Annotated in this window: 26 protein-coding genes, 2 tRNA genes, 1 other RNA gene and 1 pseudogene; 23 read left to right on the plus strand and 7 right to left on the minus strand. The window is 42.1% G+C overall.

Going from position 1 to position 26,291, the window contains the following annotated elements; genetic code table 11:
- Positions 1-12: 12 nt before the first annotated feature.
- The gene (locus Q4A91_RS01515) at positions 13-942 is read right to left on the minus strand and encodes an FAD:protein FMN transferase (protein ID WP_303204284.1); all 930 of its coding nucleotides are present in this window, start codon (positions 940-942) and stop codon (positions 13-15) included.
- 309 nt (positions 943-1,251) lie between these two features.
- Between Q4A91_RS01515 and nox the strand changes: the two genes are divergently transcribed.
- The 3 genes from nox to pdxT all read left to right on the plus strand — a co-directional run bounded on the left by nox (position 1,252) and on the right by pdxT (position 4,346).
- Entirely contained in the window at positions 1,252-2,631 is a 1,380-nt protein-coding gene (nox, locus tag Q4A91_RS01520; protein ID WP_303204285.1) for a H2O-forming NADH oxidase, read from the plus strand.
- 257 nt (positions 2,632-2,888) lie between these two features.
- Entirely contained in the window at positions 2,889-3,764 is an 876-nt protein-coding gene (gene pdxS / locus Q4A91_RS01525) for a pyridoxal 5'-phosphate synthase lyase subunit PdxS (RefSeq protein ID WP_303204286.1), read from the plus strand.
- Positions 3,765-4,346, plus strand: a complete 582-nt coding sequence (pdxT, locus tag Q4A91_RS01530; protein ID WP_303204287.1) for a pyridoxal 5'-phosphate synthase glutaminase subunit PdxT — start codon at positions 3,765-3,767, stop codon at positions 4,344-4,346.
- Between the two features lie 19 nt (positions 4,347-4,365).
- On the opposite strand, the gene Q4A91_RS01535 is transcribed toward pdxT, so the two are convergent.
- Together Q4A91_RS01535 and Q4A91_RS01540 are read right to left on the minus strand one after the other, a co-directional pair.
- Positions 4,366-5,013 (minus strand): hemolysin III family protein, encoded by a 648-nt coding sequence (locus Q4A91_RS01535; RefSeq protein ID WP_001097972.1) that lies wholly within the window; start codon positions 5,011-5,013, stop codon positions 4,366-4,368.
- Positions 5,010-5,456, minus strand: a complete 447-nt coding sequence (locus tag Q4A91_RS01540) for a DUF1836 domain-containing protein (RefSeq protein WP_303204288.1) — start codon at positions 5,454-5,456, stop codon at positions 5,010-5,012. Before Q4A91_RS01540 ends, Q4A91_RS01535 begins: the two co-directional genes overlap by 4 nt.
- A 134-nt stretch (positions 5,457-5,590) precedes the next feature.
- Between Q4A91_RS01540 and Q4A91_RS01545 the strand changes: the two genes are divergently transcribed.
- From Q4A91_RS01545 to trxB, 7 genes and pseudogenes are all read left to right on the plus strand, one after another.
- Complete coding sequence (locus Q4A91_RS01545) at positions 5,591-6,085, plus strand: GNAT family N-acetyltransferase (protein ID WP_303204289.1); 495 nt, start codon at positions 5,591-5,593, stop codon at positions 6,083-6,085.
- Positions 6,082-6,597: pseudogene (locus tag Q4A91_RS01550) on the plus strand (methylated-DNA--[protein]-cysteine S-methyltransferase). The gene Q4A91_RS01545 and the pseudogene Q4A91_RS01550 overlap by 4 nt, the downstream one beginning before the upstream one ends.
- A 12-nt stretch (positions 6,598-6,609) precedes the next feature.
- Entirely contained in the window at positions 6,610-6,966 is a 357-nt protein-coding gene (locus Q4A91_RS01555; protein ID WP_303204290.1) for an arsenate reductase family protein, read from the plus strand.
- Between the two features lie 156 nt (positions 6,967-7,122).
- Positions 7,123-7,923 carry an amino acid ABC transporter permease gene (locus Q4A91_RS01560; RefSeq protein ID WP_000219162.1) on the plus strand — a complete coding sequence of 267 codons (801 nt, stop codon included), beginning with the start codon at positions 7,123-7,125 and terminating at the stop codon, positions 7,921-7,923.
- On the plus strand, positions 7,923-8,666 hold the full coding sequence (locus Q4A91_RS01565; protein WP_303204291.1) for an amino acid ABC transporter ATP-binding protein: 744 nt from the start codon (positions 7,923-7,925) through the stop codon (positions 8,664-8,666). Before Q4A91_RS01560 ends, Q4A91_RS01565 begins: the two co-directional genes overlap by 1 nt.
- Positions 8,667-8,744: 78 nt before the next feature.
- Positions 8,745-8,969, plus strand: a complete 225-nt coding sequence (locus tag Q4A91_RS01570) for a DUF4059 family protein (protein ID WP_000924294.1) — start codon at positions 8,745-8,747, stop codon at positions 8,967-8,969.
- 65 nt (positions 8,970-9,034) lie between these two features.
- Positions 9,035-9,946, plus strand: coding sequence for a thioredoxin-disulfide reductase (gene trxB, locus Q4A91_RS01575; RefSeq protein ID WP_303204292.1), 912 nt, complete (start codon positions 9,035-9,037; stop codon positions 9,944-9,946).
- Between the two features lie 36 nt (positions 9,947-9,982).
- Here the strand turns inward: trxB and rlmB are convergent, their stop codons facing one another.
- Positions 9,983-10,711: a 23S rRNA (guanosine(2251)-2'-O)-methyltransferase RlmB gene (rlmB, locus tag Q4A91_RS01580; protein WP_303204293.1), complete on the minus strand. Its 729-nt coding sequence runs from the start codon at positions 10,709-10,711 to the stop codon at positions 9,983-9,985.
- Positions 10,712-10,755: 44 nt separating this feature from the next.
- Positions 10,756-11,367 (minus strand): peptide deformylase, encoded by a 612-nt coding sequence (gene def / locus Q4A91_RS01585; RefSeq protein WP_303204294.1) that lies wholly within the window; start codon positions 11,365-11,367, stop codon positions 10,756-10,758.
- Positions 11,368-11,521: 154 nt separating this feature from the next.
- On the opposite strand from def, the gene Q4A91_RS01590 reads away from it, so the two are divergent.
- The 6 genes from Q4A91_RS01590 (at position 11,522) to Q4A91_RS01615 (ending at position 15,933) form a co-directional block, all read left to right on the plus strand.
- A complete protein-coding gene (locus Q4A91_RS01590) occupies positions 11,522-12,841 on the plus strand; it encodes a CapA family protein (protein ID WP_303204295.1) in 1,320 nt (439 codons plus the stop codon).
- A gap of 23 nt (positions 12,842-12,864) precedes the next feature.
- Positions 12,865-13,692, plus strand: a complete 828-nt coding sequence (locus Q4A91_RS01595; RefSeq protein WP_303204296.1) for an HAD family hydrolase — start codon at positions 12,865-12,867, stop codon at positions 13,690-13,692.
- Between the two features lies 1 nt (position 13,693).
- On the plus strand, positions 13,694-14,329 hold the full coding sequence (locus Q4A91_RS01600) for an SGNH/GDSL hydrolase family protein (protein WP_303204297.1): 636 nt from the start codon (positions 13,694-13,696) through the stop codon (positions 14,327-14,329).
- Between the two features lie 58 nt (positions 14,330-14,387).
- Positions 14,388-14,735: a transfer-messenger RNA gene (gene ssrA, locus Q4A91_RS01605) on the plus strand.
- An 83-nt stretch (positions 14,736-14,818) separates the two neighbouring features.
- Positions 14,819-14,906 (plus strand) — tRNA-Ser (locus tag Q4A91_RS01610).
- A 79-nt stretch (positions 14,907-14,985) separates the two neighbouring features.
- Positions 14,986-15,933, plus strand: coding sequence for a hypothetical protein (locus tag Q4A91_RS01615; RefSeq protein ID WP_303204298.1), 948 nt, complete (start codon positions 14,986-14,988; stop codon positions 15,931-15,933).
- Positions 15,934-16,114: 181 nt separating this feature from the next.
- Here the strand turns inward: Q4A91_RS01615 and Q4A91_RS01620 are convergent.
- A tRNA-Ser gene (locus Q4A91_RS01620) sits at positions 16,115-16,202 on the minus strand.
- A 161-nt stretch (positions 16,203-16,363) separates the two neighbouring features.
- Between Q4A91_RS01620 and Q4A91_RS01625 the strand changes: the two genes are divergently transcribed.
- The 4 genes from Q4A91_RS01625 to Q4A91_RS01640 all read left to right on the plus strand — a co-directional run bounded on the left by Q4A91_RS01625 (position 16,364) and on the right by Q4A91_RS01640 (position 22,354).
- A complete protein-coding gene (locus Q4A91_RS01625; protein ID WP_303204299.1) occupies positions 16,364-17,104 on the plus strand; it encodes a DeoR/GlpR family DNA-binding transcription regulator in 741 nt (246 codons plus the stop codon).
- Complete coding sequence (gene pfkB, locus Q4A91_RS01630) at positions 17,101-18,012, plus strand: 1-phosphofructokinase (protein WP_303204300.1); 912 nt, start codon at positions 17,101-17,103, stop codon at positions 18,010-18,012. Before Q4A91_RS01625 ends, pfkB begins: the two co-directional genes overlap by 4 nt.
- Positions 18,009-19,961, plus strand: a complete 1,953-nt coding sequence (locus Q4A91_RS01635) for a fructose-specific PTS transporter subunit EIIC (RefSeq protein ID WP_303204301.1) — start codon at positions 18,009-18,011, stop codon at positions 19,959-19,961. The genes pfkB and Q4A91_RS01635 overlap by 4 nt, the downstream gene beginning before the upstream one ends.
- Before the next feature lie 86 nt (positions 19,962-20,047).
- The gene (locus Q4A91_RS01640) at positions 20,048-22,354 is read left to right on the plus strand and encodes a DNA translocase FtsK (RefSeq protein ID WP_303204302.1); all 2,307 of its coding nucleotides are present in this window, start codon (positions 20,048-20,050) and stop codon (positions 22,352-22,354) included.
- A 44-nt stretch (positions 22,355-22,398) separates the two neighbouring features.
- Here Q4A91_RS01640 and Q4A91_RS01645 read toward each other — a convergent pair whose 3' ends face one another.
- Positions 22,399-22,824, minus strand: coding sequence for a DUF6556 family protein (locus tag Q4A91_RS01645; RefSeq protein ID WP_303204303.1), 426 nt, complete (start codon positions 22,822-22,824; stop codon positions 22,399-22,401).
- Positions 22,825-22,961: 137 nt separating this feature from the next.
- Here Q4A91_RS01645 and Q4A91_RS01650 point away from each other — a divergent pair, with 137 nt between their 5' ends.
- The 3 genes from Q4A91_RS01650 to Q4A91_RS01660 all read left to right on the plus strand — a co-directional run bounded on the left by Q4A91_RS01650 (position 22,962) and on the right by Q4A91_RS01660 (position 26,288).
- Positions 22,962-24,104 carry a cysteine desulfurase family protein gene (locus tag Q4A91_RS01650; protein WP_303204304.1) on the plus strand — a complete coding sequence of 381 codons (1,143 nt, stop codon included), beginning with the start codon at positions 22,962-22,964 and terminating at the stop codon, positions 24,102-24,104.
- A gap of 8 nt (positions 24,105-24,112) precedes the next feature.
- Positions 24,113-25,327 (plus strand): tRNA uracil 4-sulfurtransferase ThiI, encoded by a 1,215-nt coding sequence (thiI, locus tag Q4A91_RS01655; protein ID WP_303204305.1) that lies wholly within the window; start codon positions 24,113-24,115, stop codon positions 25,325-25,327.
- Between the two features lie 136 nt (positions 25,328-25,463).
- Positions 25,464-26,288, plus strand: coding sequence for an alpha/beta hydrolase (locus Q4A91_RS01660; protein ID WP_303204306.1), 825 nt, complete (start codon positions 25,464-25,466; stop codon positions 26,286-26,288).
- The last annotated feature ends 3 nt before the right edge of the window (positions 26,289-26,291 follow it).

Genomic DNA, 26,291 nt, shown 5'->3' on the forward strand with positions numbered 1-26,291 from the left:
TCCTTTCTCTTTTTACATAATACAATTTTGAAGGCCTGAAGAACAAGCAAGGCGTCCTTCTTTGTCGATGAGGATGGCTTCAATACCATCTATACTTTCGACTTGCCAGAGGATAGAAGCGCTTCGTTCTCCGAAAAGGCGAGTTGTCCATATCTCACCATCAACGGATTTATCAGAGACAATCGTTAGGCTAGCGAGATCGGTTTCGACAGGGAATCCTGTCTCACTATCAAAGATATGGTGATAGTCTTTTCCATCTACTGTCAGGTGGCGTTCGTAGATACCTGAAGTGACAACAGATTTGTTAGAAGCAGGGATAGTTAGGAGATGATTGCCACGAGGATTTCGCGGATCTTGAATCCCAATCTGCCAGGCATTCCCTTCTTTGGCTTGGTTATTCCCGATGGTGAGGATATTTCCTCCGAGATTAATCAAGGCAGAGGTAACACCGTGTGCTTTTAAATACTGGGCAACCTTATCTGCACTATAGCCCTTGGCTAAACAACCTAAATCAAGCTTCATTCCTTTCTTCTCTAAAAAGACAGTAGAGCTAGTCAGATCCAACTTGATAAAATGCGGGTCAACTAGAGGCAAGACAGCTTCGATTTCTTTAGAGTCTGGAAGCCGTGCATCTGCAAATCCGATTCGCCAGGTTTGAATCAAGGGACCAATACTGATATTTAGATGGCTAGACGGAGCTAGGCTATGCTCCAGTCCAAGAGCAATCAGTTCAAACAGGTCAGGATGAACCTTAACAGGTGCGATTCCAGCCTGGTAGTTGATTTCCATCAGTTCGGATTCTTGACTGTTGGCGTTAAAGCGGTATTCGAGTTCCTTGAGCAAATCAAAGGCTCCTTGAAGTAGGAAATCAGCCTGTTCATCTACTAATGAAATCGAGATAGTTGTTCCCATTAGCCGTTCAGAACGTGAATGAAGAGGCAAGCTACCAGCTCCTTTCTCTTTATAGGAAATCATTCAATATAAGGTCGTTAAAGAAAAATTAAACCCCTTACATTTTCTTTCCATGTATCTAGCATATCATAAAGTCAGCGTTTTCACAAATGAATTTTGACAAAAAGTCAAGAAATATGCTCAAAACTAATATGAAAGCGATAGAAAAATTGGATTTATCAATGTTAAGTGTATTTTTTTCTGAAAAAAAAAGAGAATTCTGAGCAAATTCCTTGTAAACGCTAACAATAAATGATATACTAGAAAGGTAAATCTAAAATTAAAGGTAGGAATTTTTCTATGAGTAAAATCGTTGTAGTTGGTGCTAACCACGCTGGTACAGCTTGTATTAATACGATGTTGGACAACTTCGGACATGAGAACGAAATCGTAGCATTTGACCAAAACTCAAATATTTCATTCCTTGGTTGTGGAATGGCGCTTTGGATCGGGGAACAAATTGATGGCCCAGAAGGTCTCTTCTACTCTGATAAAGAAAAATTGGAAGCAAAAGGTGCTAAAATTTACATGAACTCACCAGTTCTTTCAATTGACTACGATAACAAAGTTGTGACTGCAGAAGTTGAAGGTAAAGAACACAAAGAGTCTTATGATAAATTGATCTTTGCAACTGGTTCAACTCCAATCTTGCCTCCAATCGAAGGTGTTGAAATCGTTAAGGGCAACCGCGAATTCAAAGCGACTCTTGAAAATGTACAATTTGTTAAATTGTACCAAAACGCTGAAGAAGTTATTGAAAAACTTGAAGACAAGAGCAAACACCTTGAGCGCATTGCCGTTGTTGGTGGTGGTTACATCGGTGTAGAACTTGCCGAAGCCTTTGAGCGTCTTGGAAAAGAAGTGGTGCTTGTCGATATCGTAGACACAGTCTTGAACGGCTACTATGACAAAGACTTCACTCAAATGATGGCGAAGAACTTGGAAGACCACAACATCCGCTTGGCTCTTGGTCAAACAGTTAAAGCCATCCAAGGTGATGGAAAAGTTGAACGCTTGGTAACAGACAAAGAAACCTTTGATGTAGATATGGTGGTTCTTGCTGTTGGTTTCCGTCCAAACACAGCTCTTGCTGATGGTAAGATTGAACTCTTTCGTAACGGTGCCTTCCTTGTAGATAAGAAACAAGAAACATCTATCCCAGGTGTATACGCTGTTGGTGACTGTGCAACTGTTTATGACAATGCACGTAAAGATACAAGCTACATCGCTCTTGCTTCTAACGCTGTACGTACTGGTATCGTTGGTGCTTATAACGCTTGTGGTCATGAATTGGAAGGAATCGGAGTTCAAGGATCAAACGGTATCTCTATCTACGGTCTTCACATGGTTTCGACTGGTTTGACTCTTGAAAAAGCCAAAGCTGCAGGCTATAATGCAACTGAAACAGGCTTTAACGATCTTCAAAAACCAGAATTTATCAAACATGACAACCACGAAGTTGCCATCAAGATTGTCTTTGACAAAGACAGCCGCGAAATCCTTGGTGCACAAATGGTGTCACATGATGCTGCTATCAGTATGGGAATCCACATGTTCTCACTTGCTATCCAAGAGCATGTAACCATTGATAAATTGGCATTGACAGACCTATTCTTCTTGCCACACTTTAACAAACCATACAATTACATTACAATGGCTGCACTTACAGCTGAAAAATAAAAATTGATGAGCTATCTGGCCTTAAGTTAAGGTCAGATAGTTTTTTAGTTATACTCTTCGAAAATCAAATTCAAACCACGTCAGCTTCGCCTTACCGTACTCAAGTACAGCCTGCGGCTAGCTTCCTAGTTTGCTCTTTGTTTTTCATTGAGTATCAATCTGTACCCATACAATTATCCTTTTTTTATCTTGTACTTCATTCTAATCTGACTTAAAATGAAATGGTAGCTACTAATACAAGTGATGAGGGAGAAGAAATGACTGAAAATCGTTATGAACTAAATAAAAACTTGGCGCAGATGCTCAAAGGTGGGGTTATCATGGACGTTCAGAACCCTGAACAGGCCCGTATCGCAGAGGCTGCTGGTGTGGCTGCTGTTATGGCCTTGGAGCGGATTCCAGCTGATATTCGTGCAGCTGGTGGAGTTTCCCGTATGAGCGATCCAAAGATGATTAAGGAAATCCAAGAAGTGGTGAGCATTCCAGTGATGGCCAAGGTCAGAATCGGGCATTTTGTTGAAGCTCAGATTTTAGAGGCTATTGAGATTGACTATATCGATGAGAGTGAAGTGCTGTCTCCAGCAGACGATCGTTTCCATGTGGACAAGAAAGAATTCCAAGTTCCTTTTGTCTGTGGAGCTAAGGATTTGGGTGAAGCCTTGCGTCGTATCGCTGAGGGTGCTTCCATGATTCGGACAAAAGGAGAACCCGGTACAGGAGACATCGTTCAAGCTGTTCGCCATATGCGTATGATGAATCAGGAAATTCGCCGCATTCAAAATCTACGCGAAGATGAACTTTATGTGGCTGCCAAGGACTTGCAAGTCCCTGTAGAATTGGTCCAATACGTCCATGAACATGGAAAATTACCAGTTGTTAACTTTGCGGCTGGAGGTGTGGCAACTCCAGCAGATGCTGCGCTGATGATGCAATTGGGGGCAGAGGGCGTCTTTGTCGGTTCAGGTATTTTCAAGTCAGGCGACCCAGTTAAACGAGCAAGTGCTATTGTTAAGGCTGTAACCAACTACAAAAATCCTCAAATTCTGGCTCAAATCTCTGAAGATCTAGGGGAAGCCATGGTTGGTATCAATGAGAATGAAATTCAAATTCTCATGGCAGAGCGAGGAAAATAGATGAAAATCGGAATATTAGCCTTGCAGGGAGCCTTTGAAGAACATGCAAAAGTGCTAGATAAACTAGGAGTCGCTAGTGTCCAAATCAGAAATTCAGAGGATTTTCAACACCATCAGAGTGACTTGTCCGGTTTGATATTACCTGGCGGTGAGTCTACAACAATGGGCAAGCTCTTGCGTGACCAGCAGATGTTGATTCCCATCCGAGAAGCCATTTTATCTGGATTACCCGTTTTTGGGACCTGTGCGGGCTTGATTTTGATGGCTAAGGAAATCACTTCTCAGGAAGAAAGTCATCTTGGAACCATGGATATAGTGGTTGAGCGCAATGCTTATGGACGTCAACTAGGAAGTTTTTATACAGAAGCAGATTGTAAGGGAGTTGGTCAGATTCCCATGACCTTTATCCGTGGACCGATTATCAGCAGTGTTGGAGAGGGTGTAGAAGTTTTAGCAACAGTTGATAATCAAATCGTTGCTGCGCAAGAACAGAATATGCTGGTAACCTCTTTTCATCCAGAATTGACAGATGATGCTCGCTTGCACCAGTATTTTATCAATATGTGTAAAGAAAAAAGTTGAGAAAAGATTCTCAACTTTTTTACATGTAATAAACAATGGCAATATATTGAAGTGCAGACGCAGCTAGGATAAAGAGATGCCAAATCATGTGGAAATAAGGTTTTTTCTTAGCGTAAAATCCAGCTCCAACTGTATAACAGAGTCCGCCAGTTACCATGAGACTCCAGAAAATTGGTGTTGTTTGACTGATAATGGCAGGAATGATAGCCAGAACCAACCAGCCCATGATCAGGTAAAGGGCAAGGCTGAATTTCTCATTGACCTTTTTAGCAAAGATTTTATAGAGGATGCCAAAGATGGTCGTTCCCCACTGAATGGCAATGATCAGATAGCCAAACCAGTTATTCATCAAAGTCAATACGACCGGCGTATAAGAGCCTGCGATAGCCACATAAATCATAGAATGATCGATGATTCGCAAGACGTATTTGTGGGTCGAACCATAGGCCATAGAGTGGTAAATGGTTGACGAGAGGAACATGAGAAAGAGACTGATAACAAAGATTGAAACACCAAAAGATGATAAAAATCCATGTGCTTCATAACTATAGGTGGATGAAATAGGGAGCAAGATGAGCATGATAACGGCACCCACAGCATGGGTCACACTATTAGCAATTTCCTCTCCAAAACTGAGTTTTTTACTGAGTTTTAGACTGGTATTCATTGGATTTCCTCCTCTTCTTTGATAAGGATTAAGTCTAGAGTTTGATGATAGAGTTTAACCGTTTGACAGCTGGTTTGGATAATAGTATTTTCTGGATCAATCCCATGGTTCATGTAGTCCACAAAAGTATCGTAGAGCTGGTCTGAGCTCGCTTGAGTTTGTAGAGTATTAAGTGTCTGAGCGATTTCTTGGATTGAAAAGACAGACTTGAGAGTGGTGATGGCAATTAAACGGGCAATCTGTTTGCGTTGGTATTTTTTCTTGTCTGGCTTTGTCAGGTAACCATGTTTGACATAATTATTGACCATGGATGCTGTTAGTCCCTTGTCTTTATCTGGAGAGATAGGGGCACAGACTTGATTGACATAAAGCAAAACCTGATCCAGATAGAGGTCAATATTTGGAATGTCTTCCCATTTTGGGTAGGAAAAGTTAGAATTCATTTCCAACTCCTTTTTATCTAGTTTTGATAACTAGATTATAAAATAATAAAAAACAAAAGTCAAGTTTCAACTGCTTGTAGAAAGCTTTAAATTATGCTATGATGAGAGAAACTAGTTAGAAATGAGGGGAAAAGATGGAGATTCGTTTAGCTTTTCCAAACGAAGTAGATGCGATTATGCAGGTGATGGAGGATGCTAAAAAGTGCTTAGCTGAGTCTGGTAGCGACCAGTGGGAAAATGGCTATCCAAATGCAGATATCATTATTGATGATATCATCTCTGGTCAAGCTTATGTGGCATTGGGAGAGGGAGAACTGTTAGCCTATGCTGCTGTGACCAAGAGTCCAGAGAAATACTATGAAGCCATTTATGAAGGGAGTTGGCAGGGGGGAGAATCAGAATATCTGGTCTTTCACCGTATCGCTGTGGCAGCAGATGTCCAAGGACAAGGTGTTGCTCAGACTTCCCTAGAAGGCTTGATTGAAGGTTTTGATTATCTAGATTTTCGTTCAGATACGCATGCAGAAAACAAGGCTATGCAGCATATCTTTGAAAAGCTAGGCTTCCAACAGGTTGGTAAGGTTCCAGTTGATGGGGAACGTTTGGCCTATCAGAAATTAAAAAAATGAAGCAGAATAAGTACGCAAAAATGCTCTACCCGTCGCCAATTGGAACCTTATCCTTAGTTGCTGACGAGCAATATCTGTATGGAATTTAGGTACAGGACCAAACTCATTTTGAGAGGGGACTAGGGGATGAAACGATAGAAGAAGTTGCTAGCCATCCTGTATTAGAGCAAGTTATTTCCTATTTAGATACCTATTTCGAAGGCAGCGTTCAGGATCTATCTGACTTACCTCTGGCTCCCATTGGAACGGATTTTGAAAAGCGGGTCTGGGCTTACTTACAGCCCATTCCTTATGGTCAAACAGTAACTTATGGACAAATAGCTCAAGACTTGCAAGTGGCTTCTGCCCAAGCGATTGGTGGAGCAGTGGGGCGTAATCCTTGGTCCATCCTCGTACCCTGTCATCGTGTGCTAGGGTCAGGCAAGCGTCTGACAGGCTATGCATCTGGAGTCGAAAAGAAAGCCTGGCTCTTGCAACATGAAGGTGCAGCATTTCAAGAAAATAAAAAATAGAAAGAAAAGAAGATGTTAGAATTTATCGAATACCCAAAATGTTCAACTTGTAAGAAAGCAAAAAATGAATTAGAACAACTTGGACTGGAATACCAAGCTGTCCACATCGTAGAAGAAACACCAAGTGAAGACGTGATTTTGGACTGGTTGGAAACTTCCGGTTTTGAAGTGAAACAATTTTTCAATACTAGCGGGATCAAATACCGCGAACTGGGCCTAAAAGATAAGGTCGGAAGTTTGTCAAAACAAGAAGCAGCCAAGCTTCTAGCGAGTGATGGTATGTTATTGAAACGTCCAATTTTGGTGGAGAATGGTGCTGTTAAACAAATCGGCTATAGAAAAACCTATGAGGACTTAGGTTTGAGATAGTTTTTATTTATCTCCTTGATAGGTAAAATATATAGCCTTCCTGTTTTAAAGTGTGATAAACTAGAAGATAGACAAAGTCTGAGCAGCCCGTAGCAAATAATTTGCTTGCGAGCAGAAGTATGATAGAATGAATCATTATCAGGAGAGGATGTTTTTATGACTGTTACAACATTTTTAGCATCAGATTGGTACCAAAGTTTGATGCAACTCATTCCGGATGGTAAGCTCTTTAGTTTGCGTTCGGTCTTTGATGGAATTCCAAGGATTGTCCAACAACTGCCTACAACCTTGATGTTGACGCTTGGAGGTGCACTCTTTGGTTTGCTGCTTGCCCTGATTTTTGCCATTGTTAAGATCAATCGTGTTAAGATTTTATATCCCTTGCAGGCCTTTTTCGTCAGCTTCTTAAAAGGTACTCCAATCCTAGTTCAACTTATGTTGACCTACTACGGAATTCCTTTAGCGCTGAAAGCTATTAATCAGCAATGGGGCACTGGTTTCAATATCAATGCGATTCCAGCGGCACTTTTTGCGATTGTGGCCTTTGCTTTTAATGAGGCGGCTTATGCAAGTGAAACGATTCGTGCAGCCATCCTTTCTGTTAATCCAGGTGAAATTGAGGCGGCGCGTAGTCTGGGTATGACGCGAGCACAAGTATATCGTCGTGTGATTATTCCAAATGCGGCGGTGGTAGCGACGCCGACTTTGATTAACTCCCTTATCGGTTTGACCAAGGGAACTTCTCTAGCCTTTAGTGCAGGTGTTGTGGAGGTCTTTGCCCAAGCTCAGATTTTGGGTGGAGCTGATTATCGCTATTTTGAGCGCTTTATCTCTGTTGCCCTTGTTTATTGGGTGGTCAATATCGGAATTGAAAGCCTCGGCCGTTTCATCGAGAGAAAAATGGCTATCTCAGCGCCGGATACAGTGTCTACAGATGTGAAAGGAGACCTTCGTTAATGATTAAGATTTCGAATTTAAGCAAATCCTTTTCAGGACAGACAGTCTTGAACCATCTGAACTTGGATATCCAAAAAGGGGAGGTAGTTGCTTTGATTGGTTCATCTGGAGCTGGGAAATCAACCTTTCTTCGTAGTTTGAACTACCTTGAAACTCCAGATAGTGGAACGATTCAGATTGACAATTTTAAAGTTGATTTTTCTCAGATTAGCCAAGAAGAAATCCTAACCCTTCGTCGTAAGTTGTCCATGGTTTTCCAACAGTTTAATTTGTTTGAACGCCGAACTGCTCTTGACAATGTCAAGGAAGGATTGATTGTCGTTAAAAAATTATCGGACGAGGAAGCAACAAAAATCGCTAAGGAAGAGTTGGCCAAGGTTGATCTTTCTGACCGTGAAAACCATTATCCTCGCCATTTATCAGGTGGACAAAAGCAACGAGTTGCCCTTGCGCGTGCGCTTGCTATGAAACCAGATGTTTTGCTCTTGGACGAACCCACTTCAGCCCTCGACCCAGAGTTGGTCGGTGAGGTAGAAAAGTCTATTGCAGACGCTGCCAAGTCAGGTCAGACCATGATTTTGGTCAGTCACGATATGTCTTTTGTAGCCCAAGTGGCAGACAAGGTTTTATTCCTAGATAAAGGAAAAATCATCGAGTCTGGTACACCGGATGAAATCATCAATCATCCGAAAGAAGAACGAACAAAAGAATTCTTCGCTAGTTACAAACGGACTTATATTTGATATAATAGAAAAAAGGAAAACTCAGTTAGTTGGACTAGCTGAGTTTACTCTTTAAAAAAGATAGAAACGAGAGAGATCATGCTACTGCATTTATTTTCTTTGTATTTCGAGAGTTTGATCTTAACGACCATCCTTGTCGTGATTTTTCTGGGGATTTGGATTGGATTGAGAGCCATGTCTGGTGTGGACAAGACAGCCAAGGCTCGCCAAGCTCATCTCTATGATATGATTATGATTGGAGTTTTGGTCGTTCCGGTGTTATCCTTTGCCGTCATGAGTTTGCTCTTGGTTTTCAAGGCATAATCCTTGCGTGACTAGCAAGAATGAGTTAGAATAAAGATAGTTACAACAAGAAAGAAGGAATCGAAATGTATGATACGATTATTATCGGTGCTGGACCTGCGGGAATGACCGCTGCCTTATATGCTGCTCGCAGCAATCTGAAAGTGGCTTTGATTGAAGGTGGTCTGCCAGGCGGGCAAATGAACAACACATCTGACATTGAAAACTATCCAGGTTATGCCAACATCAGTGGACCTGAATTGGCTGAAAAGATGTTTGAACCACTTAAAAACCTTGGAGTTGAGCATCTTTATGGCTATGTTGAAAATATTGAAGACAAGGGTGACTATAAGAAGGTAATCACTGATGATCAAGTTTACGAAACCCGTACTGTCATCGTGGCAACTGGGTCAAAACACCGTCTCTTAGGGGTTCCCGGAGAAGAAGAACTGAACAGTCGTGGTGTTTCTTACTGTGCAGTCTGTGATGGAGCTTTCTTCCGTGACCAAGACTTGCTCGTAGTCGGTGGTGGAGATTCAGCAGTAGAAGAAGCCCTCTTCTTGACTCGCTTTGCCAAGACTGTCACTATTGTTCACCGTCGAGATGAACTTCGTGCCCAAAAAGTTTTGCAAGACCGTGCTTTTGCTAATGAGAAAGTCAACTTTATCTGGGATTCTGTAGTCAAGGAAATCAAAGGTGAAAACCGAGTAGAATCTGTCGTATTTGAAAATGTGAAAACAGGTCAAGTAACAGAGCAAGCCTTCGGAGGTGTCTTTATCTATGTCGGTTTGGATCCTGTTAGCGATTTTGTTAAAGAATTGAATATTCAAGACCAGGCAGGCTGGATTGTGACAGATAATCACATGAAAACTGCCGTTGACGGTATCTTTGCAGTTGGGGATGTTCGCCAAAAAGATCTTCGCCAAGTGACAACAGCAGTTGGAGATGGGGCTATCGCAGGTCAAGAAGCTTACAAATTTATTACAGAACATAGTTAAGAAAAAAGTTTCCAATCAAGTGATTGGAAACTTTTTTTATAGTCGGTTTCGGAAAACTTCGTACATGAGAATGGCTGCAGCAACACTGGCATTGAGGCTTTGAACATGACCATTCATCGGAATGGTTATCATTTCATCGACCTGTTTTTTGATATTGCTAGAGATGCCTTTTCCTTCATTTCCGATGATGAGGGCGATTTTCCCTTTTGTATTCCACTTGTGGCAAGGGGTACCGTTCATATCCGTTCCAAAGGTCCAGAAGCCTTCAGCCTTGAGTTTGTCTAGGGTTTGGCTGAGGTTGGTAACTCGCGCAATCGGTACATGCTCAATAGCACCTGTGGCCGTTTTGGCAACGACAGGAGTCACTCCGACAGCACGGTGTTTGGGAATGATGACACCTGAAACATTGGTTGCATCGGCTGTTCGCAAGATAGAACCTAGATTATGGGGGTCAGTTAACCCGTCCAGAATCAATAGCAAAGGATTTTCTTCTTGGCGTGTTTTTGCAAGGATGTGATCCAGCTCGCTATAGGCAAATTCGGACACTCGAAGAACAAAACCTTGGTGAACAGCGCCTTCGGTCATCTCAGACAGGGATTTTTTTGAAGTCCAAGAAATGGATACCTTCTTTTCTGTAGCCAGTTCCTTGACTTTCTCAACATTCTTTCCCCTTAGATCTTCTTGGAGGTAGAGTTTGTTTCCAGTGTTTGCAAGGAGGGATTCAGTAACGGCATGGACGCCATAGACAATATCATTTGTTTTCATTCCTCTATTATAACACAAAACCCCGTCTTGCAATGGGATTTTCTTTATTCCAGAATCAGTAAACCATCTTTAACAGCAAATGGATCTTTCTCATTGATACGATCGTAAAACATGATTCCGTTAATGTGATCGATTTCATGTTGGACAACGATAGAGTTGTATCCTTTGAGCTTGATACGGTGTTTTTCGCCATCTTTGTCAAAGTAGTCAACAGTAACGCGAGCATGGCGGACTACATAGCCAGGTACGTTTCGGTCAACAGACAGGCAACCTTCTCCTTCACCAAGAGCAGCATCTTGAACAGAGTGAGAGACGATTTTTGGATTGTACATAATAGCTTGCAAGTCGTAGGTTTCCTGAGGAGTTTCACCTTCTTCCACAATATTTGGCACTAAAACAGCGATAATGCGTTTTGAGATATCGAGTTGGGGAGCAGCCAATCCAACACCACCGCGGAGCCCCATTTTCTCAGCCATAACAGGATCTTGGGAATGTTTGAGGAATTGCATCATCTTTTCACCAAGGATGATTTCCTGGTCAGACAGTGGGAAAGTGACTTCCTCAGCAACTGCGCGAAGAGTTGGATTCCCCTCTCGGATAATATCGTTCATATCAATTAAGTGAGCAGCTTTTGTAATACGTTCTATTGCAGACATTTTCTCTCCTTTCATTACCTCTACATGATAACACAAAATAGGCGAGAAAGAAAGTCGCAGAAGTTCCTAAAAAATAATATAATAAACGGTATTCCTCTTTTGTCTGTGGTATAATAAAAGAAAAGACTTGCAGTAAAAGCAAGGGAGAATACAGATGGAAAAGCGACAAAATAGACAGTCTCATGGACCTATTGATGGATTGTTGGAGAAAAGTATTGGTTTCTTTCGGAATTATAAATCCTGGACCAATGCTCAGTTTATTATTGTGTTATTGCTTGCAGTTGCATTATCCATGGGGGGGAACTTATTAGTTCGAGCAGTACAAGGTAGTAAGGGAACGAGTCCTAGTAGTCAAACTCTTGATTCTGCAAGTACTTCCAGTCAATCCAAGGAAAATCAGTCTGGTGAAACGACGGCACGTATCATGGCAAATGGTGATCTTCTCTACCATATCCCCATCTACCGAACAGCTCTTAAAGAAGATGGAACCTATGATTTCCATGAAAATTTTGAGTATGTAAAACCTTGGCTCAAGCAAGCTGATTTGGTAATTGGTGATTTTGAAGGAACGGTGAACAAGGACCACTACTTGGCAGGTTATCCTCTCTTTAATGCTCCAGGAGAAGTCATGGATGCGATCAAGGATGCAGGCTACCAAGTTCTAGACTTGGCTCATAATCATATTTTGGATTCTCAAATTGAGGGAGTGGTTTCAACGGCTCAAGCTATTGAAAAGGCTGGAATGACACCCATCGGAGTCTACACGCATGAATCCCGAGACCAAGCACCACTAGTCATCAAGGAAGTCAATGGTATCAAGGTAGCTCTCTTAGCCTATTCCTATGGTTTTAATGGTATTGAACAATCCATTTCCCAAGAGGACTATAATAACTACTTGTCTGACTTAAACGAAGACAAGATGAAGGCGGAAATCGAGCGTGCAGAGAAGGAAGCAGATATTACTGTCATCATGCCTCAGATGGGAATTGAGTATCAGCTAGAACCAACGGAAGAACAGAAAACACTGTACCACAAGATGATTGACTGGGGAGCCGATATTATCTTTGGAGGGCATCCTCACGTCGTTGAACCTGCTGAAACAGTTGAAAAAGATGGTGACAAAAAACTGATTATCTATTCCATGGGAAATTTCCTCTCAAACCAGCGTATTGAAACCATGCAAGATGAGGAAAATGCCAAGTGGACGGAGCGCGGTGTTCTCATGGATGTGACCATTAAGAAAAAAGATGGAAAGACAAGGATTGAAACGGCCAAAGCGCATCCAACTTGGGTCAATCGAACACCCAAAGGGACCTACTCTCCAGAAGGCTATCCGCTTTTCCTCTATCAGACCTATATCCTAGAGGACTTCATCGAGGGAGGCAGTCATCGTGACAAGTTGGACGAGGCGACCAAGGAACGAATTGACACGGCCTATAAAGAAATGAATGAACATGTAGGGTTGAAGTGGTAGACGCTCGCCCTAAAGGAGATATGATGACGATTAAATTAATTGCAACAGACATGGATGGAACCTTGCTAGACTCGAGGGGGCAACTGGATTTGCCACGTTTAGAAAAGATTTTAGACCAATTAGATGAACGAGGTATCCGTTTTGTCATTGCGACGGGAAATGAGGTCCATCGAATGAGGCAATTACTGGAGCACTTGGCGAGTAGAGTAGTTCTAGTCGTTGCCAATGGGGCGCGTATTTTTGAAAATAATGAACTGATTCAAGCGCAGACCTGGGATGATGCTATGGTTGACAAGGCTTTAGTTCATTTTAAAGGGAGAGAGTGCCGAGATCAGTTTGTCGTAACAGGTATGAAGGGCGGTTTTGTCAAGAAAGGGACTGTTTTTACAGACCTAGAAAAATTTATGACACCAGAGATGATTGAAAAATTCTATCAACGAATGAATTTTGTGGAAGACTTGCAAGCTGACCTCTTCGGTGGAGTACTAAAGATGAGCATGGTCGTTGGTGAAGAACGCTCTAGTTCTGTTTTGCAGGAAATCAATGACTTATTTAATGGACGCGTAAGAGCTGTTTCCAGCGGTTATGGTTGTATCGATATCCTACAGGCTGGTGTTCACAAGGCCTGGGGATTGGAAGAATTACTCAAGCGCTGGAATTTGCAATCGGAACAAATCATGGCTTTTGGTGATAGTGAAAATGATGTCGAAATGTTAGAGCTGGCTGGAATTGCCTATGCGATGGAAAATGCAGCTGATGAGGTCAAGGCCGTTGCGACTGCCCTAGCACCAGCTAACAGCCAGGCGGGCGTTTATCAAGTACTAGAAAATTGGTTAGAGAAAGAGGGATAAGGTGGCAGTACAGTTATTAGAGAATTGGCTCTTAAAGGAGCAGAAAAAAATTCAAACCAAGTATCGTGAATTGAATCAAGTATCTGTTCTAGAGCCAGATATCATCTTTATTGGTGATTCGATAGTGGAATATTACCCTCTTCAAGAGTTGTTGGGAGCTGCCAAGACGATTGTTAATCGAGGCATCCGAGGTTACCAGACGGGGCTTCTACTAGACAATCTTGATGCCCATCTTTATGGTGATGCTGTCGATCAAATTGTTCTCTTAATTGGGACAAATGATATTGGAAAAGATATTCCCATGAATGATGCTTTGGATAATCTTGAGCGTGTAATCCAATCGATTGCCCGAGAATATCCGCTGTCACAAATAAAGCTCCTTTCCATTTTGCCAGTCAATGAGGGAGAGAAATACAAGCAGACAGTTTATATCCGAACCAATGAAAAGATCAGAGAATGGAATCAAGCCTATGAGGCTCTAGCATCCGCCTATATGCAGGTAGATTTTGTGTCGATTTATGATAGTTTGACAGATTCAGAAGGACAACTTCAATCAGCCTATACAACGGATGGTCTCCATCTAAGTGTAGCGGGTTATCAAACCTTATCAGAAGCATTAAAAGAGGTTCTTTTCTAAAGAAACGGCTTGATTTTGCATTTTTTTTGAAGATAGGTTATAATAGTTCTAACATCTTGGGGTCGTTACGGATTCGACAGGCATTATGAGGCATATTTTGCAACCCGTGTAGCGACGTAAACGCTCAGTTAAATATAACTGCAAAAAATAACACTTCTTACGCTCTAGCTGCCTAAAAACCAGCAGGCGTGACCTGATTTGGATTGCTCGTGTTCAATGACAGGTCTTATGATTAGCGAGATACGATCAAGCCTTGTCTAGTGGTTTGATAAGAGATTAATAGACTCGCAGTTTCTAGGCTTGAGTTATGTGTCGAGGGACTGTTAAAACAATACATAACCTATGGTTGTAGACAAATATGTTGGCAGGTGTTTGGACGTGGGTTCGACTCCCACCGGCTCCATTATGAACAGGTATACAGTAGATTTTTTCCAAATTATATCCTTTGTCGTATCCTTCGTTGTATCCTATTTATTCTAGTGTGTTAGTGGAGAATTACTCAAGAGGCTGAAGAGGACGGTTTGCTAAATCGTTAGGTCGGGTAACTGGCGCGGGGGTTCGAATCCCCCATTCTCCGTTAGATAAACCCAGTGTTTTTCTAAACAACTATCCTTGGAGGTAGTCTCCAAGAGTAAATTTTCATAAAGAGGTGAAACATGAAAAAGATCAAGTTACTAAGTATCTTAGCACTTTCAACAGTTGTCTTGGGTGCATGTTCTGTATTTTCTAATCAGTCATCTGAAGCTTCTTCTGATAACAAGGAGAATACGGAACAAGTTGAGAAGAAAGATGAAGCTGCAGAAGTTAAAGAAAAAGTTACAAAAGATGCTGAGATTCTCTTAGACTCAGTTCTTACTAGCGACTCTGCTCGATTTAAGAAGATTTATGGCGACACTTATGAAAAATGGACTGAGGCAGTATTTGCTGTACAAACAAGTGAAAAAATCAAAGAAGAAGGGCTTTCACCTGCATCTACCTATTCAGTACAATGGCACAAAGATTTCCCTGTAGAAACTCCAGAAGAAACCATTTCAGGTTTCTTGAAGATGAGACGTAGATTATATCAAGATATCGGTTCTTACACTGTTAAAGACGTGAAGGTTGATGAATCAGGAAATACAGCGACTGTTACTTTCAACTCTAAGAAGTTACACTCTAAAGGATTGGCTTCATCTACAAGGGAAGTTCTCACTACTCTTATTGGAGGTGTTGATAACCTAGGTAAATACAATCAAGCTGGTTCAAACGTTGACATCAAGCGTTACCAAACATTGGTTTCTTACTGGATTTTTGAGCATCTATTCAAGAAAGATTTCTCAACCTACAGTGACGTTGACCCTAACTTAGCTCATACACCTTTCACTACTGGTGATTTTGATACTGAAATCAAATTAACTAAGGATAAGGATGGAAACTGGCTGATTTCTCAAGAAGATTACCGTACTTTGGCGACAGAGTTGCTTGATGATACAGAAGGTTATGATAAAATTGTCCGTAAAAACTCAACTAAGTCTAATGATAAATCAACAGACAAGTCTTCAGATAAATCCACTGATAAATCAACAGACAAATCTTCAGATAAAAAAGATAAAAGCAATATCTAATCCTAAGATTTAAAAGAAAAACAAGTAGTCTTAATAAACTACTTGTTTTTTTATGAATTAGGATAGGGAAGGATACAGAAAAATGTGATGTGATAGTTAGAGTAACTCAGCCTTTCATTTCTAGATATTGTTCTTAGAACGATAAAAAAACTGCCTTGAGGTGCAGTTTTTCTTTTTTCTACGGAAGACATGGGATTCGAACCCACGCACGCTGTTACACGCCTACCGCGTTTCCAACACGGCCTCTTAAGCCTCTTGAGTAATCTTCCAATACTTACTCAAATAGTCTACCATAAAGCCACTTATCTTGCAATAAAAATTTTGGAAATAAGAAAAATGATAGAATTCGACAGAAAATGACAAAAAATGCTTGACTTTGATAGAAAATGTGTTAGAATGAATAGTGTAAACGATAACAGGAGGTGATTTGGTGTTAAAAACTGAGCGAAAGCAACTGATTTTAGAGGAGTTAAATCAACATCATGTAGTTTCCCTAGAAAAATTGGTTAGTCTATTAGAAACATCAGAATCAACGGTACGAAGAGATTTGGATGAGTTGGAGGCAGAAAACAAGCTTCGCCGTGTGCATGGTGGAGCAGAATTGCCCCACTCCTTGCAGGAAGAAGAAACCATCCAAGAAAAATCTGTCAAAAACATTCAAGAGAAGAAGATACTGGCTCAGAAAGCTACCTCTCTTATCAGGGAACAAGATGTTATCTTTATCGATGCTGGAACGACAACTGCTTTTTTAATCAAGGAATTGGTTAATAAGAATATCACAGTTGTGACCAACTCCATTCATCATGCGGTTCAGTTGGTTGAAAAACAGATTCCAACTGTCATGGTTGGAGGGAGTGTCAAGATGGCAACAGATGCATGTATCGGTGGAGTTGCTCTTAATCAAATTAACCAATTGCACTTTGACCGTGCCTTTATCGGGATGAATGGTGTGGACGATGGTTATTATACGACTCCTGATATGGAGGAGGGAGCCGTTAAGCGTGCTATTTTAGAGAATGCCAAACAAACCTATGTCTTGGTGGATTCGTCAAAGATTGGTCAAACTTGCTTTGCCAAGGTAGCACCTCTCAAACGCGCTATTGTTATTACAAGTCAAGGGCATGAGCTCTTGCAGGCTATTAAGAAGAAAACGGAGGTAATAGAAGTATGATTTATACAGTCACACTCAATCCATCCATTGACTATATCGTGCGCTTGGACCAAGTTCAAGTCGGCAGTGTCAATCGTATGGACAGTGATGATAAGTTTGCTGGTGGGAAAGGAATCAATGTAAGTCGTGTCTTGAAACGCTTGGGTATTCCAAATACTGCGACTGGATTTATTGGAGGATTTACTGGTAAATTTATCACAGATACTTTGGCAGAAGAGGAAATTGAGACGCGTTTTGTCCAAGTAGCAGAAGATACTCGTATCAATGTCAAGATTAAAGCAGACCAAGAAACAGAAATCAATGGAACAGGTCCAAATGTGGAAGCAGCTCAGCTAGAAGAATTGAAAGCTATTTTGTCTAGTCTGACAGCAGATGATACGGTCGTGTTTGCAGGTTCGAGTGCTAAGAACCTAGGCAATGTTATCTATAAGGATTTGATTGCCTTGACACGCCAGACTGGTGCGCAAGTTGTTTGTGACTTTGAAGGACAGACCTTGATTGATAGTTTAGACTACCAGCCACTTTTGGTTAAACCAAACAATCACGAGCTTGGAGCTATCTTTGGAGTGAAACTTGAAAGTTTAGATGAAATCGAGAAATATGCTCGAGAATTGTTAGCTAAAGGTGCTCAAAACGTTATCATCTCCATGGCTGGGGACGGTGCCCTCCTTGTCACATCTGAAGGAGCTTACTTCGCAAAACCTATCAAGGGAACAGTCAAAAATTCAGTTGGTGCTGGTGACTCTATGGTTGCTGGATTTACCGGTGAATTTGTCAAATCAAAAGACGCAGTAGAGGCCTTCAAATGGGGAGTGGCTTGTGGGACAGCAACTACTTTCTCTGATGACTTGGCAACTGCAGCATTTATAAAAGAAACTTATGAAAAAGTTGAGGTAGAAAAACGATGAAAATTCAAGACCTATTGAGAAAAGATGTCATGTTGCTGGATTTGCAGGCAACTGAAAAAACAGCAGCTATTGAAGAGATGATTCATAGCTTGGTAGATCACGGTTATGTGACGGATTTTGAAACCTTTAAAGAAGGAATCTTAGCGCGTGAAGCTCTCACTTCCACTGGTTTGGGTGACGGAATTGCTATGCCTCACAGCAAAAATTCTGCTGTCAAAGAAGCAACGGTTCTCTTTGCTAAGTCAAACAAGGGTGTTGACTATGAGAGCTTGGATGGGCAACCAACATACCTCTTCTTCATGATTGCAGCTCCAGAAGGTGCCAATGATACTCACTTAGCAGCCTTGGCAGAATTGTCTCAATACTTGATGAAAGATGGTTTCGCTGACAAACTTCGTCAAGTAACATCTGCAGATCAAGTTATCGAACTTTTTGACCAAGCTTCAGAAAAAGCTGAGGAGCCTGTTCAAGCACCTGCCAATGAATCTGGCGACTTTATCGTAGCTGTTACAGCTTGTACGACAGGTATCGCTCACACTTACATGGCTCAAGAAGCCCTTCAAAAAGTAGCTGCTGAAATGGGTGTTGGGATCAAGGTTGAAACCAATGGTGCTAGCGGCGTTGGAAATCAACTAACTGCAGAGGACATCCGCAAGGCTAAAGCTGTTATCATCGCTGCTGACAAGGCTGTTGAGATGGATCGTTTCGATGGCAAACCATTGGTTAATCGTCCAGTTGCAGACGGTATCCGTAAGACAGAAGAATTGATCAACTTGGCCCTTTCTGGGGATGCTGAAGTTTACCATGCTGCTAACGGAGCAAAAACTGCAACAGCATCTAATGAAAAACAAGGCCTTGGTGCTACCTTCTACAAACATTTGATGAGTGGTGTATCTCAAATGTTGCCATTCGTTATCGGTGGTGGTATCATGATTGCCCTTGCCTTCTTGATCGACGGTGCTTTTGGTGTGCCACAGGATAGTCTTGGCAATCTCGGATCCTACCATGAACTAGCTTCTATGTTCATGAAAATTGGTGGAGCTGCCTTTGGTTTGATGCTTCCAGTTTTTGCAGGATACGTAGCCTACTCTATCGCTGAAAAACCAGGTTTGGTAGCTGGTTTCGTGGCTGGTGCTATTGCCAAAGAAGGTTTTGCCTTTGGTAAAATTCCTTATGCCGCAGGTGGTGAAGCAACTTCAACTCTTGCAGGTGTCTCATCTGGTTTCCTAGGTGCACTTGTTGGTGGATTTATCGCAGGTGCCTTGATTCTTGCTATTAAGAAATACGTTAAAGTTCCACGTTCACTTGAAGGTGCTAAATCGATTCTTCTCTTGCCACTTTTTGGAACAATTTTGACTGGATTTGTCATGTTAGCTGTTAACATCCCAATGGCAAAAATCAACACCGCTATGAATGCCTTCCTAGGCGGTCTTGGAGGAGGTTCAGCTGTCCTTCTTGGTCTCGTTCTTGGTGGAATGATGGCTGTTGATATGGGTGGTCCAGTTAATAAAGCGGCTTATGTCTTTGGTACAGGTACGCTTGCAGCGACTGTTTCTTCAGGTGGTTCTGTAGCTATGGCAGCAGTTATGGCTGGAGGAATGGTTCCACCACTTGCTATCTTTGTCGCAACCCTTCTTTTCAAAGATAAATTTACTAAAGAAGAACGCAACTCTGGTTTAACAAACATCATCATGGGCTTGTCATTTATCACTGAGGGAGCAATTCCATTTGGTGCAGCAGACCCAGCTCGTGCGATTCCAAGCTTCATCCTTGGTTCTGCAGTGGCAGGCGGACTCGTTGGTCTTGCAGGTATCAAACTCATGGCGCCCCACGGAGGAATCTTCGTCATCGCTCTTACTTCAAATGCCCTTCTCTACCTTGCCTTTGTCTTGGTTGGAGCAATTGTAAGTGGTGTGGTTTATGGTTACCTACGCAAACCACAAGCATAAAAAGGATTAGAATAGAAAGATTGTTACCATTTGGTGCAATCTTTTTCTCTATTCGAAATGGCTGTGAAATATGGTATAATAAAAGAATGGCAAACAAGAATACTACAAAAACAAGACGGAGACCGTCTAAAGCAGAACTTGAAAGAAAACAGGCTATTCAGAGGATGTTGATTTCCTTAGGGATCGCCTTGTTATTGATTATTGCAGTCCTCAAACTCGGTGCAGCAGGTGTCACTCTTTACAATCTCATTCGACTGGTGGTCGGAAGTTTGGCCTATGTGGCCATTGGTGGCCTCCTCATATATCTTTTTCTTTTTAAATGGATCCGCAAGCAGGAGGGACTTCTGTCAGGATTTCTTTGTATCTTCGCTGGCTTGCTCTTGATTTTTGAGGCCTACTTGGTATGGAAATATGGCTTGGAGCAGTCAGTTCTAAAAGGGACCTTGTCTCAAGTTATGACGGACCTGACTGGTATGCGGGTGACTAGCTTCGCCGGTGGAGGCTTGCTTGGTGTTGGACTCTATATCCCCATATCCTTTCTTTTCTCCAATATCGGATCGTACTTTATTGGAGTTCTCTTGATTCTAGTTGGGGCACTTTTGGTTAGTCCCTGGTCTATTTACGATGTTGCAGCCTTTATTGGAGCTCAGTTCAGATCTTTCATGGAAAAACAGGAACAGAGAAAACAGGAACGCTTCATCAAGAGAGAAGAAGAGAAGGCTCGTCAAGAAGCTGAAGAAGCCGCCAGAATTCAGAGAGAACAAGAGGAACAGGATGCATTACCGCTTCCTCCTGTAGATCCTGAAACGGGAGAAATCTTATCTGAAGTACCAGACTACGATTTCCCCCAAATTCCTGAGGAAGAATGGATTGAACCGGAGATTATCCTCCCTCAAACTGATTTTGATGTTCCAGATGTGGAAGAAGACTTTGAGGATGAAGAGGTACAGGTTGATTTTTCTGCCAAGGAAGCCCTTGAATACAAGCTACCAAGCTTGCAACTCTTTGCACCAGATAAACCCAAAGATCAGTCCAAGGAAAAGAAGATTGTTCGAGAAAATATCAAAATCCTAGAAGAAACCTTTGCTAGCTTTGGTATCAAGGTGACGGTGGAACGGGCTGAAATAGGACCATCAGTTACCAAGTATGAAGTCAAGCCAGCAGTCGGTGTACGGGTTAACCGCATTTCCAATCTGGCAGACGACTTAGCGCTAGCTCTAGCAGCCAAGGATGTTCGGATTGAGGCTCCAATCCCTGGTAAATCCTTAGTCGGAATTGAAGTACCCAACTCTGAGATTGCGACCGTCTCCTTCCGTGAACTCTGGGAACAGTCTCAGACTAAACCAGAAAATCTCCTCGAAATTCCTCTAGGGAAGGCGGTCAATGGAACTGCTCGCACCTTTGACCTTTCCAAGATGCCCCACCTACTGGTTGCAGGTTCGACGGGATCAGGGAAGTCAGTCGCAGTTAACGGTATTATCGCCAGCATTCTGATGAAAGCAAGACCAGATCAGGTCAAGTTTATGATGGTGGATCCAAAGATGGTTGAGTTATCTGTTTACAATGACATTCCTCACCTCTTGATTCCAGTTGTGACCAATCCACGCAAGGCCAGCAAGGCCCTGCAAAAGGTTGTGGATGAGATGGAAAATCGTTACGAACTCTTTGCTAAGGTTGGAGTACGAAATATCGCTGGTTACAATGCCAAGGTTGAGGAATTTAATAGCCGATCTGAGTACAAACAAGTACCGCTGCCTTTGATTGTTGTCATTGTGGATGAGTTGGCAGATCTCATGATGGTGGCTAGCAAGGAAGTAGAAGATGCCATCATTCGTCTCGGACAGAAGGCACGTGCCGCAGGGATTCACATGATTCTCGCAACGCAACGTCCATCGGTTGATGTCATCTCTGGTCTCATTAAAGCCAATGTCCCATCTCGTGTGGCTTTTGCAGTTTCATCAGGTACAGATTCACGAACCATCTTGGATGAAAATGGAGCTGAAAAACTGCTCGGTCGAGGAGATATGCTCTTTAAACCAATTGATGAAAATCACTCAGTCCGTCTACAAGGATCCTTTATCTCGGATGATGATGTTGAACGTATCGTAAACTTCATCAAGGCTCAGGCAGATGCGGACTACGATGACAGCTTTGACCCAGGAGACGTCCCTGAAAATGATGGAGATTTCTCTGACGGCGAAGCTGGTGGCGATCCGCTTTTTGAAGAAGCTAAGGCTTTGGTTATCGAAACTCAGAAAGCCAGCGCTTCGATGATTCAGCGTCGTTTGTCGGTTGGATTTAATCGTGCGACCCGCCTTATGGAAGAACTCGAAATGGCAGGTGTCATCGGTCCAGCTGAAGGAACCAAACCACGAAAAGTATTGCAACAATAAAAAAATAGCTTCTTTCCAAATTTGGAAAGAAGTTATTTTTGTGATTACTGGTTCGTTTTAGTTTCAGAACTCGTCGTATTTGACTGTGTTCCGTTATCGCTTGTTTCTTTTGTTGAGGAAGGTGTAGAAGAGTCCTGAGTTGTTGTTTTCTTCTCTTCTTTTTTCTCCTCTTTCTTGTTGGATTGAGAAGTTTCTTCTTGCGTGGTATTTTCTTTAGTAGAAGTGTTGTCCTTGTTAGGTGTAGTATTTTCCTGAGGGGATTCCTTTTGAATTTCCTTGACAACAGTTGTTTGAGTTGTCGTCGGTTCTTTCTTGTTGTTTTTGTTATTATCCATAGCGTTCATGATGGTAATAGTAGCGGTGATTAGACCAAGGATACTACCGATTGTAGCAATCGTTTTTTGAAAGACAGTAAATCCCTTTTTGATGTGTTCTGTTTTTGGTTTTGAAGTTCTACGATAGTTAGACATGATACTCTCCTTTGATTATGATTTATTATACCTCATTTCTTTAAAAAAATCTTAAAAAAAGAGAAACCTCCCTTTCTTGTCGCAGGTCTCTTTTCGTGATACAATAGAAGGAGTGATTTTAGAAAGCGTGAGAAAACATGATCTACTTTGATAATTCGGCAACGACCAAGCCTTATCCTGAAGCACTTGAAACTTACATGCAGGTCGCTTCAAAAATTGTAGGAAATCCGTCTAGTCTCCATCGTTTGGGAGATCAGGCAACACGAATTTTAGATGCTTCCCGGCAGCAAATTGCAGATTTGATTGGGAAGAAAAGTGATGAAATCTTCTTTACTTCTGGTGGAACAGAAGGAGATAACTGGGTCATCAAGGGTGTGGCCTTTGAAAAAGCCCAGTTTGGCAAGCACATCATTGTATCAGCCATTGAACATCCAGCAGTCAAAGAGTCAGCCCTCTGGCTGAAAAGTCAAGGATTTGAAGTGGATTTTGCTCCAGTTGATGAGAAAGGGTTTGTGGATGTTGAGGCGTTAGCAGGTTTGATACGTCCTGATACGACCCTCGTCTCCATCATGGCAGTTAACAACGAAATTGGCTCTATCCAGCCTATTGAGGCTATTTCAGAACTCTTGGCAGATAAGCCGACCATTTCCTTCCATGTTGATGCAGTTCAGGCACTTGCTAAGATTCCGACTGAAAAACACTTGACGGATCGAGTGGATTTTGCGACCTTCTCGAGTCATAAGTTCCACGGTGTTAGAGGTGTCGGCTTTGTTTATATCAAGTCTGGCAAGAAGATTACGCCTCTGTTGACTGGTGGCGGTCAGGAGCGAGACTATCGTTCGACAACTGAAAATGTGGCAGGGATCGCTGCAACAGCCAAGGCCCTCCGTTTGTCTATGGAAAAATTAGCTATCTTTGCTAGTAAGACAGGGCAGATGAAGGCAGTCATTCGTCAAGCCCTTCTTGCTTATCCAGATATTTTTGTCTTTTCAGATGAGGATGACTTTGCCCCTCATATCCTGACTTTTGGGATTAAAGGCGTTCGTGGTGAAGTCATTGTTCACGCTTTTGAAGACTATGACATTTTCATTTCCACAACCTCTGCTTGTTCGTCCAAGGCAGGAAAACCTGCGGGGACCTTGATTGCCATGGGAGTGGACAAAGATAAGGCCCAGTCAGCTGTGCGTCTAAGCCTAGACCTGGAAAATGATATGAGTCAAGTCGAGCAGTTTTTGACCAAGCTAAAATTAATTTACAATCAAACTAGAAAAGTAAGATAGGAGCATTTATGCAGTATTCAGAAATTATGATTCGTTACGGAGAATTGTCAACCAAGCACAAAAATCGTATGCGTTTCATTAATAAACTTCGTAATAATATTTCGGACGTTTTGTCCATCTATCCTCAAGTTAAGGTAACCGCAGATCGCGACCGTGCCCACGCTTACCTCAATGGAGCTGATTATACAGCAGTAGCAGAATCACTCAAACAAGTCTTTGGAATTCAAAATTTTTCTCCTGTGTATAAGATTGAAAAGTCAGTGGAAGTTCTGAAGTCTGCTGTCCAAGAGATTATGAAGGAAATCTACAAGGAAGGCATGACCTTTAAAATCACTAGCAAGCGTAGCGACCACAACTTTGAACTCGACAGTCGTGAACTCAATCAAACTCTCGGTGGAGCTGTTTTCGAGGCTATTCCAAACGTGCAAGCTCAGATGAAAAATCCAGATATTAATCTTCAGGTTGAGATTCGTGAAGAGGCTGCCTATCTTTCCTATGAAACTTTTCGTGGAGCAGGAGGGTTACCTGTGGGAAGTTCTGGTAAAGGTATGCTCATGTTGTCAGGAGGGATTGACTCACCTGTGGCAGGTTATCTAGCTCTTAAACGTGGGGTAGATATTGAGGCGGTTCACTTTGCCAGCCCGCCATATACTAGCCCTGGTGCCCTCAAGAAAGCCCACGATTTGACTCGAAAATTGACCAAGTTTGGTGGAAATATCCAGTTTATCGAAGTACCTTTCACTGAGATTCAAGAGGAAATCAAGGCTAAAGCGCCAGAAGCCTACCTCATGACCTTGACCCGTCGTTTTATGATGCGCATTACCGACCGTCTTCGTGAGATACGAAAAGGTTTAATTATCATTAATGGGGAAAGTCTTGGTCAAGTAGCCAGCCAGACCTTGGAAAGCATGCAGACTATCAACGCTGTGACTAGCACTCCAATTATTCGTCCCGTGGTTACGATGGACAAGTTGGAAATCATTGACATCGCGCAGGAAATCGATACCTTTGAAATTTCAATCCAGCCTTTTGAAGACTGCTGTACTATTTTTGCACCTGATCGTCCTAAGACCAATCCTAAGATAGAGAATGCAGAGCAGTATGAAAAACGCATGGATGTTGAAGGCTTGGTTGAGCGAGCAGTGGCGGGGATTATGATTACTGAGATTACACCTCAAGCTAAAAAAGATGAAGTCGATAACTTGATTGACAATCTCCTCTAATCAGAAAATCCAGAAGAATTCAGAAAAACAAATGAAGAAAGTTAGTTATTTATCCTTAAAATGGACAATTACTGACTTTTTTTCTATTTTTATGGTATAATGAGATAAAATTTTGAATATAGAGAGTTTTCTGACAATGAATCATTCCTACTTTTACTTAAAAATGAAAGAACACAAACTCAAGGTTCCTTATACTGGAAAAGAGCGTCGTGTGCGTGTTCTTCTGCCTAAAGACTACGAAAAAGACACAGACCGTTTTTACCCTGTAGTTTACTTTCATGATGGGCAAAATGTCTTTTACAGCAAGGAGTCTTATATCGGACACTCTTGGAAGATCATTCCGGCTATTAAGCGGAATCCTGATATCAGTCGCATGATTGTCGTTACCATAGATAATGACGGCATGGGGCGGATGAATGAGTATGCGGCTTGGAAGTTTCAAGAATCTCCTATCCCAGGCCAGCAGTTTGGCGGTAAGGGTGTGGAGTATGCCGAGTTTGTCATGGAGGTGGTCAAGCCTTTTATCGATGAAACCTACCGAACCAAAGCTGATCGCCAGCATACGGCTATGATTGGTTCGTCACTAGGAGGCAATATTACCCAATTTATCGGACTAGAGTACCAAGACCGAATTGGTTGTCTAGGTGTCTTCTCATCTGCTAACTGGCTTCACCAAGAAGCCTTTAACCGCTATATCGAGCGCAAGAAATTGACGCCTGAACAGCGCATTTTCATCTATGTAGGAACAGAAGAAGCAGACGATACGGATAAGACCCTAATGGCTGGCAATATTAAGCAAGCCTATATCGATTCGTCGCTTCGCTATTACCGTGATTTGATTGCAGGTGGAGTAGGCTTGGATAATCTTGTCTTGAAAGTTCAGTCTGGTGCTATCCATAGTGAGATTCCATGGTCGGAAAATTTACCAGACTGTCTCCGATTTTTTGCAGAGAAATGGTAAGTT

This window comes from Streptococcus sp., assembly GCF_030528045.1.
GTDB lineage: Bacteria > Bacillota > Bacilli > Lactobacillales > Streptococcaceae > Streptococcus.

What these genes read in the sequence shown, in the direction of transcription:
- nox (WP_303204285.1), top strand. Translation starts at nt 1,252, where the DNA reads ATGAGTAAAATCGTTGTAGTTGGTGCTAACCACGCTGGTACAGCTTGT.
- pdxS (WP_303204286.1), top strand. Translation starts at nt 2,889, where the DNA reads ATGACTGAAAATCGTTATGAACTAAATAAAAACTTGGCGCAGATGCTC.
- pdxT (WP_303204287.1), top strand. Translation starts at nt 3,765, where the DNA reads ATGAAAATCGGAATATTAGCCTTGCAGGGAGCCTTTGAAGAACATGCA.
- Q4A91_RS01535 (WP_001097972.1), bottom strand. Translation starts at nt 5,013, where the DNA reads ATGAATACCAGTCTAAAACTCAGTAAAAAACTCAGTTTTGGAGAGGAA.
- Q4A91_RS01540 (WP_303204288.1), bottom strand. Translation starts at nt 5,456, where the DNA reads ATGAATTCTAACTTTTCCTACCCAAAATGGGAAGACATTCCAAATATT.
- Q4A91_RS01545 (WP_303204289.1), top strand. Translation starts at nt 5,591, where the DNA reads ATGGAGATTCGTTTAGCTTTTCCAAACGAAGTAGATGCGATTATGCAG.
- Q4A91_RS01555 (WP_303204290.1), top strand. Translation starts at nt 6,610, where the DNA reads ATGTTAGAATTTATCGAATACCCAAAATGTTCAACTTGTAAGAAAGCA.
- Q4A91_RS01560 (WP_000219162.1), top strand. Translation starts at nt 7,123, where the DNA reads ATGACTGTTACAACATTTTTAGCATCAGATTGGTACCAAAGTTTGATG.
- Q4A91_RS01565 (WP_303204291.1), top strand. Translation starts at nt 7,923, where the DNA reads ATGATTAAGATTTCGAATTTAAGCAAATCCTTTTCAGGACAGACAGTC.
- Q4A91_RS01570 (WP_000924294.1), top strand. Translation starts at nt 8,745, where the DNA reads ATGCTACTGCATTTATTTTCTTTGTATTTCGAGAGTTTGATCTTAACG.
- trxB (WP_303204292.1), top strand. Translation starts at nt 9,035, where the DNA reads ATGTATGATACGATTATTATCGGTGCTGGACCTGCGGGAATGACCGCT.
- rlmB (WP_303204293.1), bottom strand. Translation starts at nt 10,711, where the DNA reads ATGAAAACAAATGATATTGTCTATGGCGTCCATGCCGTTACTGAATCC.
- def (WP_303204294.1), bottom strand. Translation starts at nt 11,367, where the DNA reads ATGTCTGCAATAGAACGTATTACAAAAGCTGCTCACTTAATTGATATG.
- Q4A91_RS01590 (WP_303204295.1), top strand. Translation starts at nt 11,522, where the DNA reads ATGGAAAAGCGACAAAATAGACAGTCTCATGGACCTATTGATGGATTG.
- Q4A91_RS01595 (WP_303204296.1), top strand. Translation starts at nt 12,865, where the DNA reads ATGACGATTAAATTAATTGCAACAGACATGGATGGAACCTTGCTAGAC.
- Q4A91_RS01615 (WP_303204298.1), top strand. Translation starts at nt 14,986, where the DNA reads ATGAAAAAGATCAAGTTACTAAGTATCTTAGCACTTTCAACAGTTGTC.
- pfkB (WP_303204300.1), top strand. Translation starts at nt 17,101, where the DNA reads ATGATTTATACAGTCACACTCAATCCATCCATTGACTATATCGTGCGC.
- Q4A91_RS01635 (WP_303204301.1), top strand. Translation starts at nt 18,009, where the DNA reads ATGAAAATTCAAGACCTATTGAGAAAAGATGTCATGTTGCTGGATTTG.
- Q4A91_RS01640 (WP_303204302.1), top strand. Translation starts at nt 20,048, where the DNA reads ATGGCAAACAAGAATACTACAAAAACAAGACGGAGACCGTCTAAAGCA.
- Q4A91_RS01645 (WP_303204303.1), bottom strand. Translation starts at nt 22,824, where the DNA reads ATGTCTAACTATCGTAGAACTTCAAAACCAAAAACAGAACACATCAAA.
- Q4A91_RS01650 (WP_303204304.1), top strand. Translation starts at nt 22,962, where the DNA reads ATGATCTACTTTGATAATTCGGCAACGACCAAGCCTTATCCTGAAGCA.
- thiI (WP_303204305.1), top strand. Translation starts at nt 24,113, where the DNA reads ATGCAGTATTCAGAAATTATGATTCGTTACGGAGAATTGTCAACCAAG.
- Q4A91_RS01660 (WP_303204306.1), top strand. Translation starts at nt 25,464, where the DNA reads ATGAATCATTCCTACTTTTACTTAAAAATGAAAGAACACAAACTCAAG.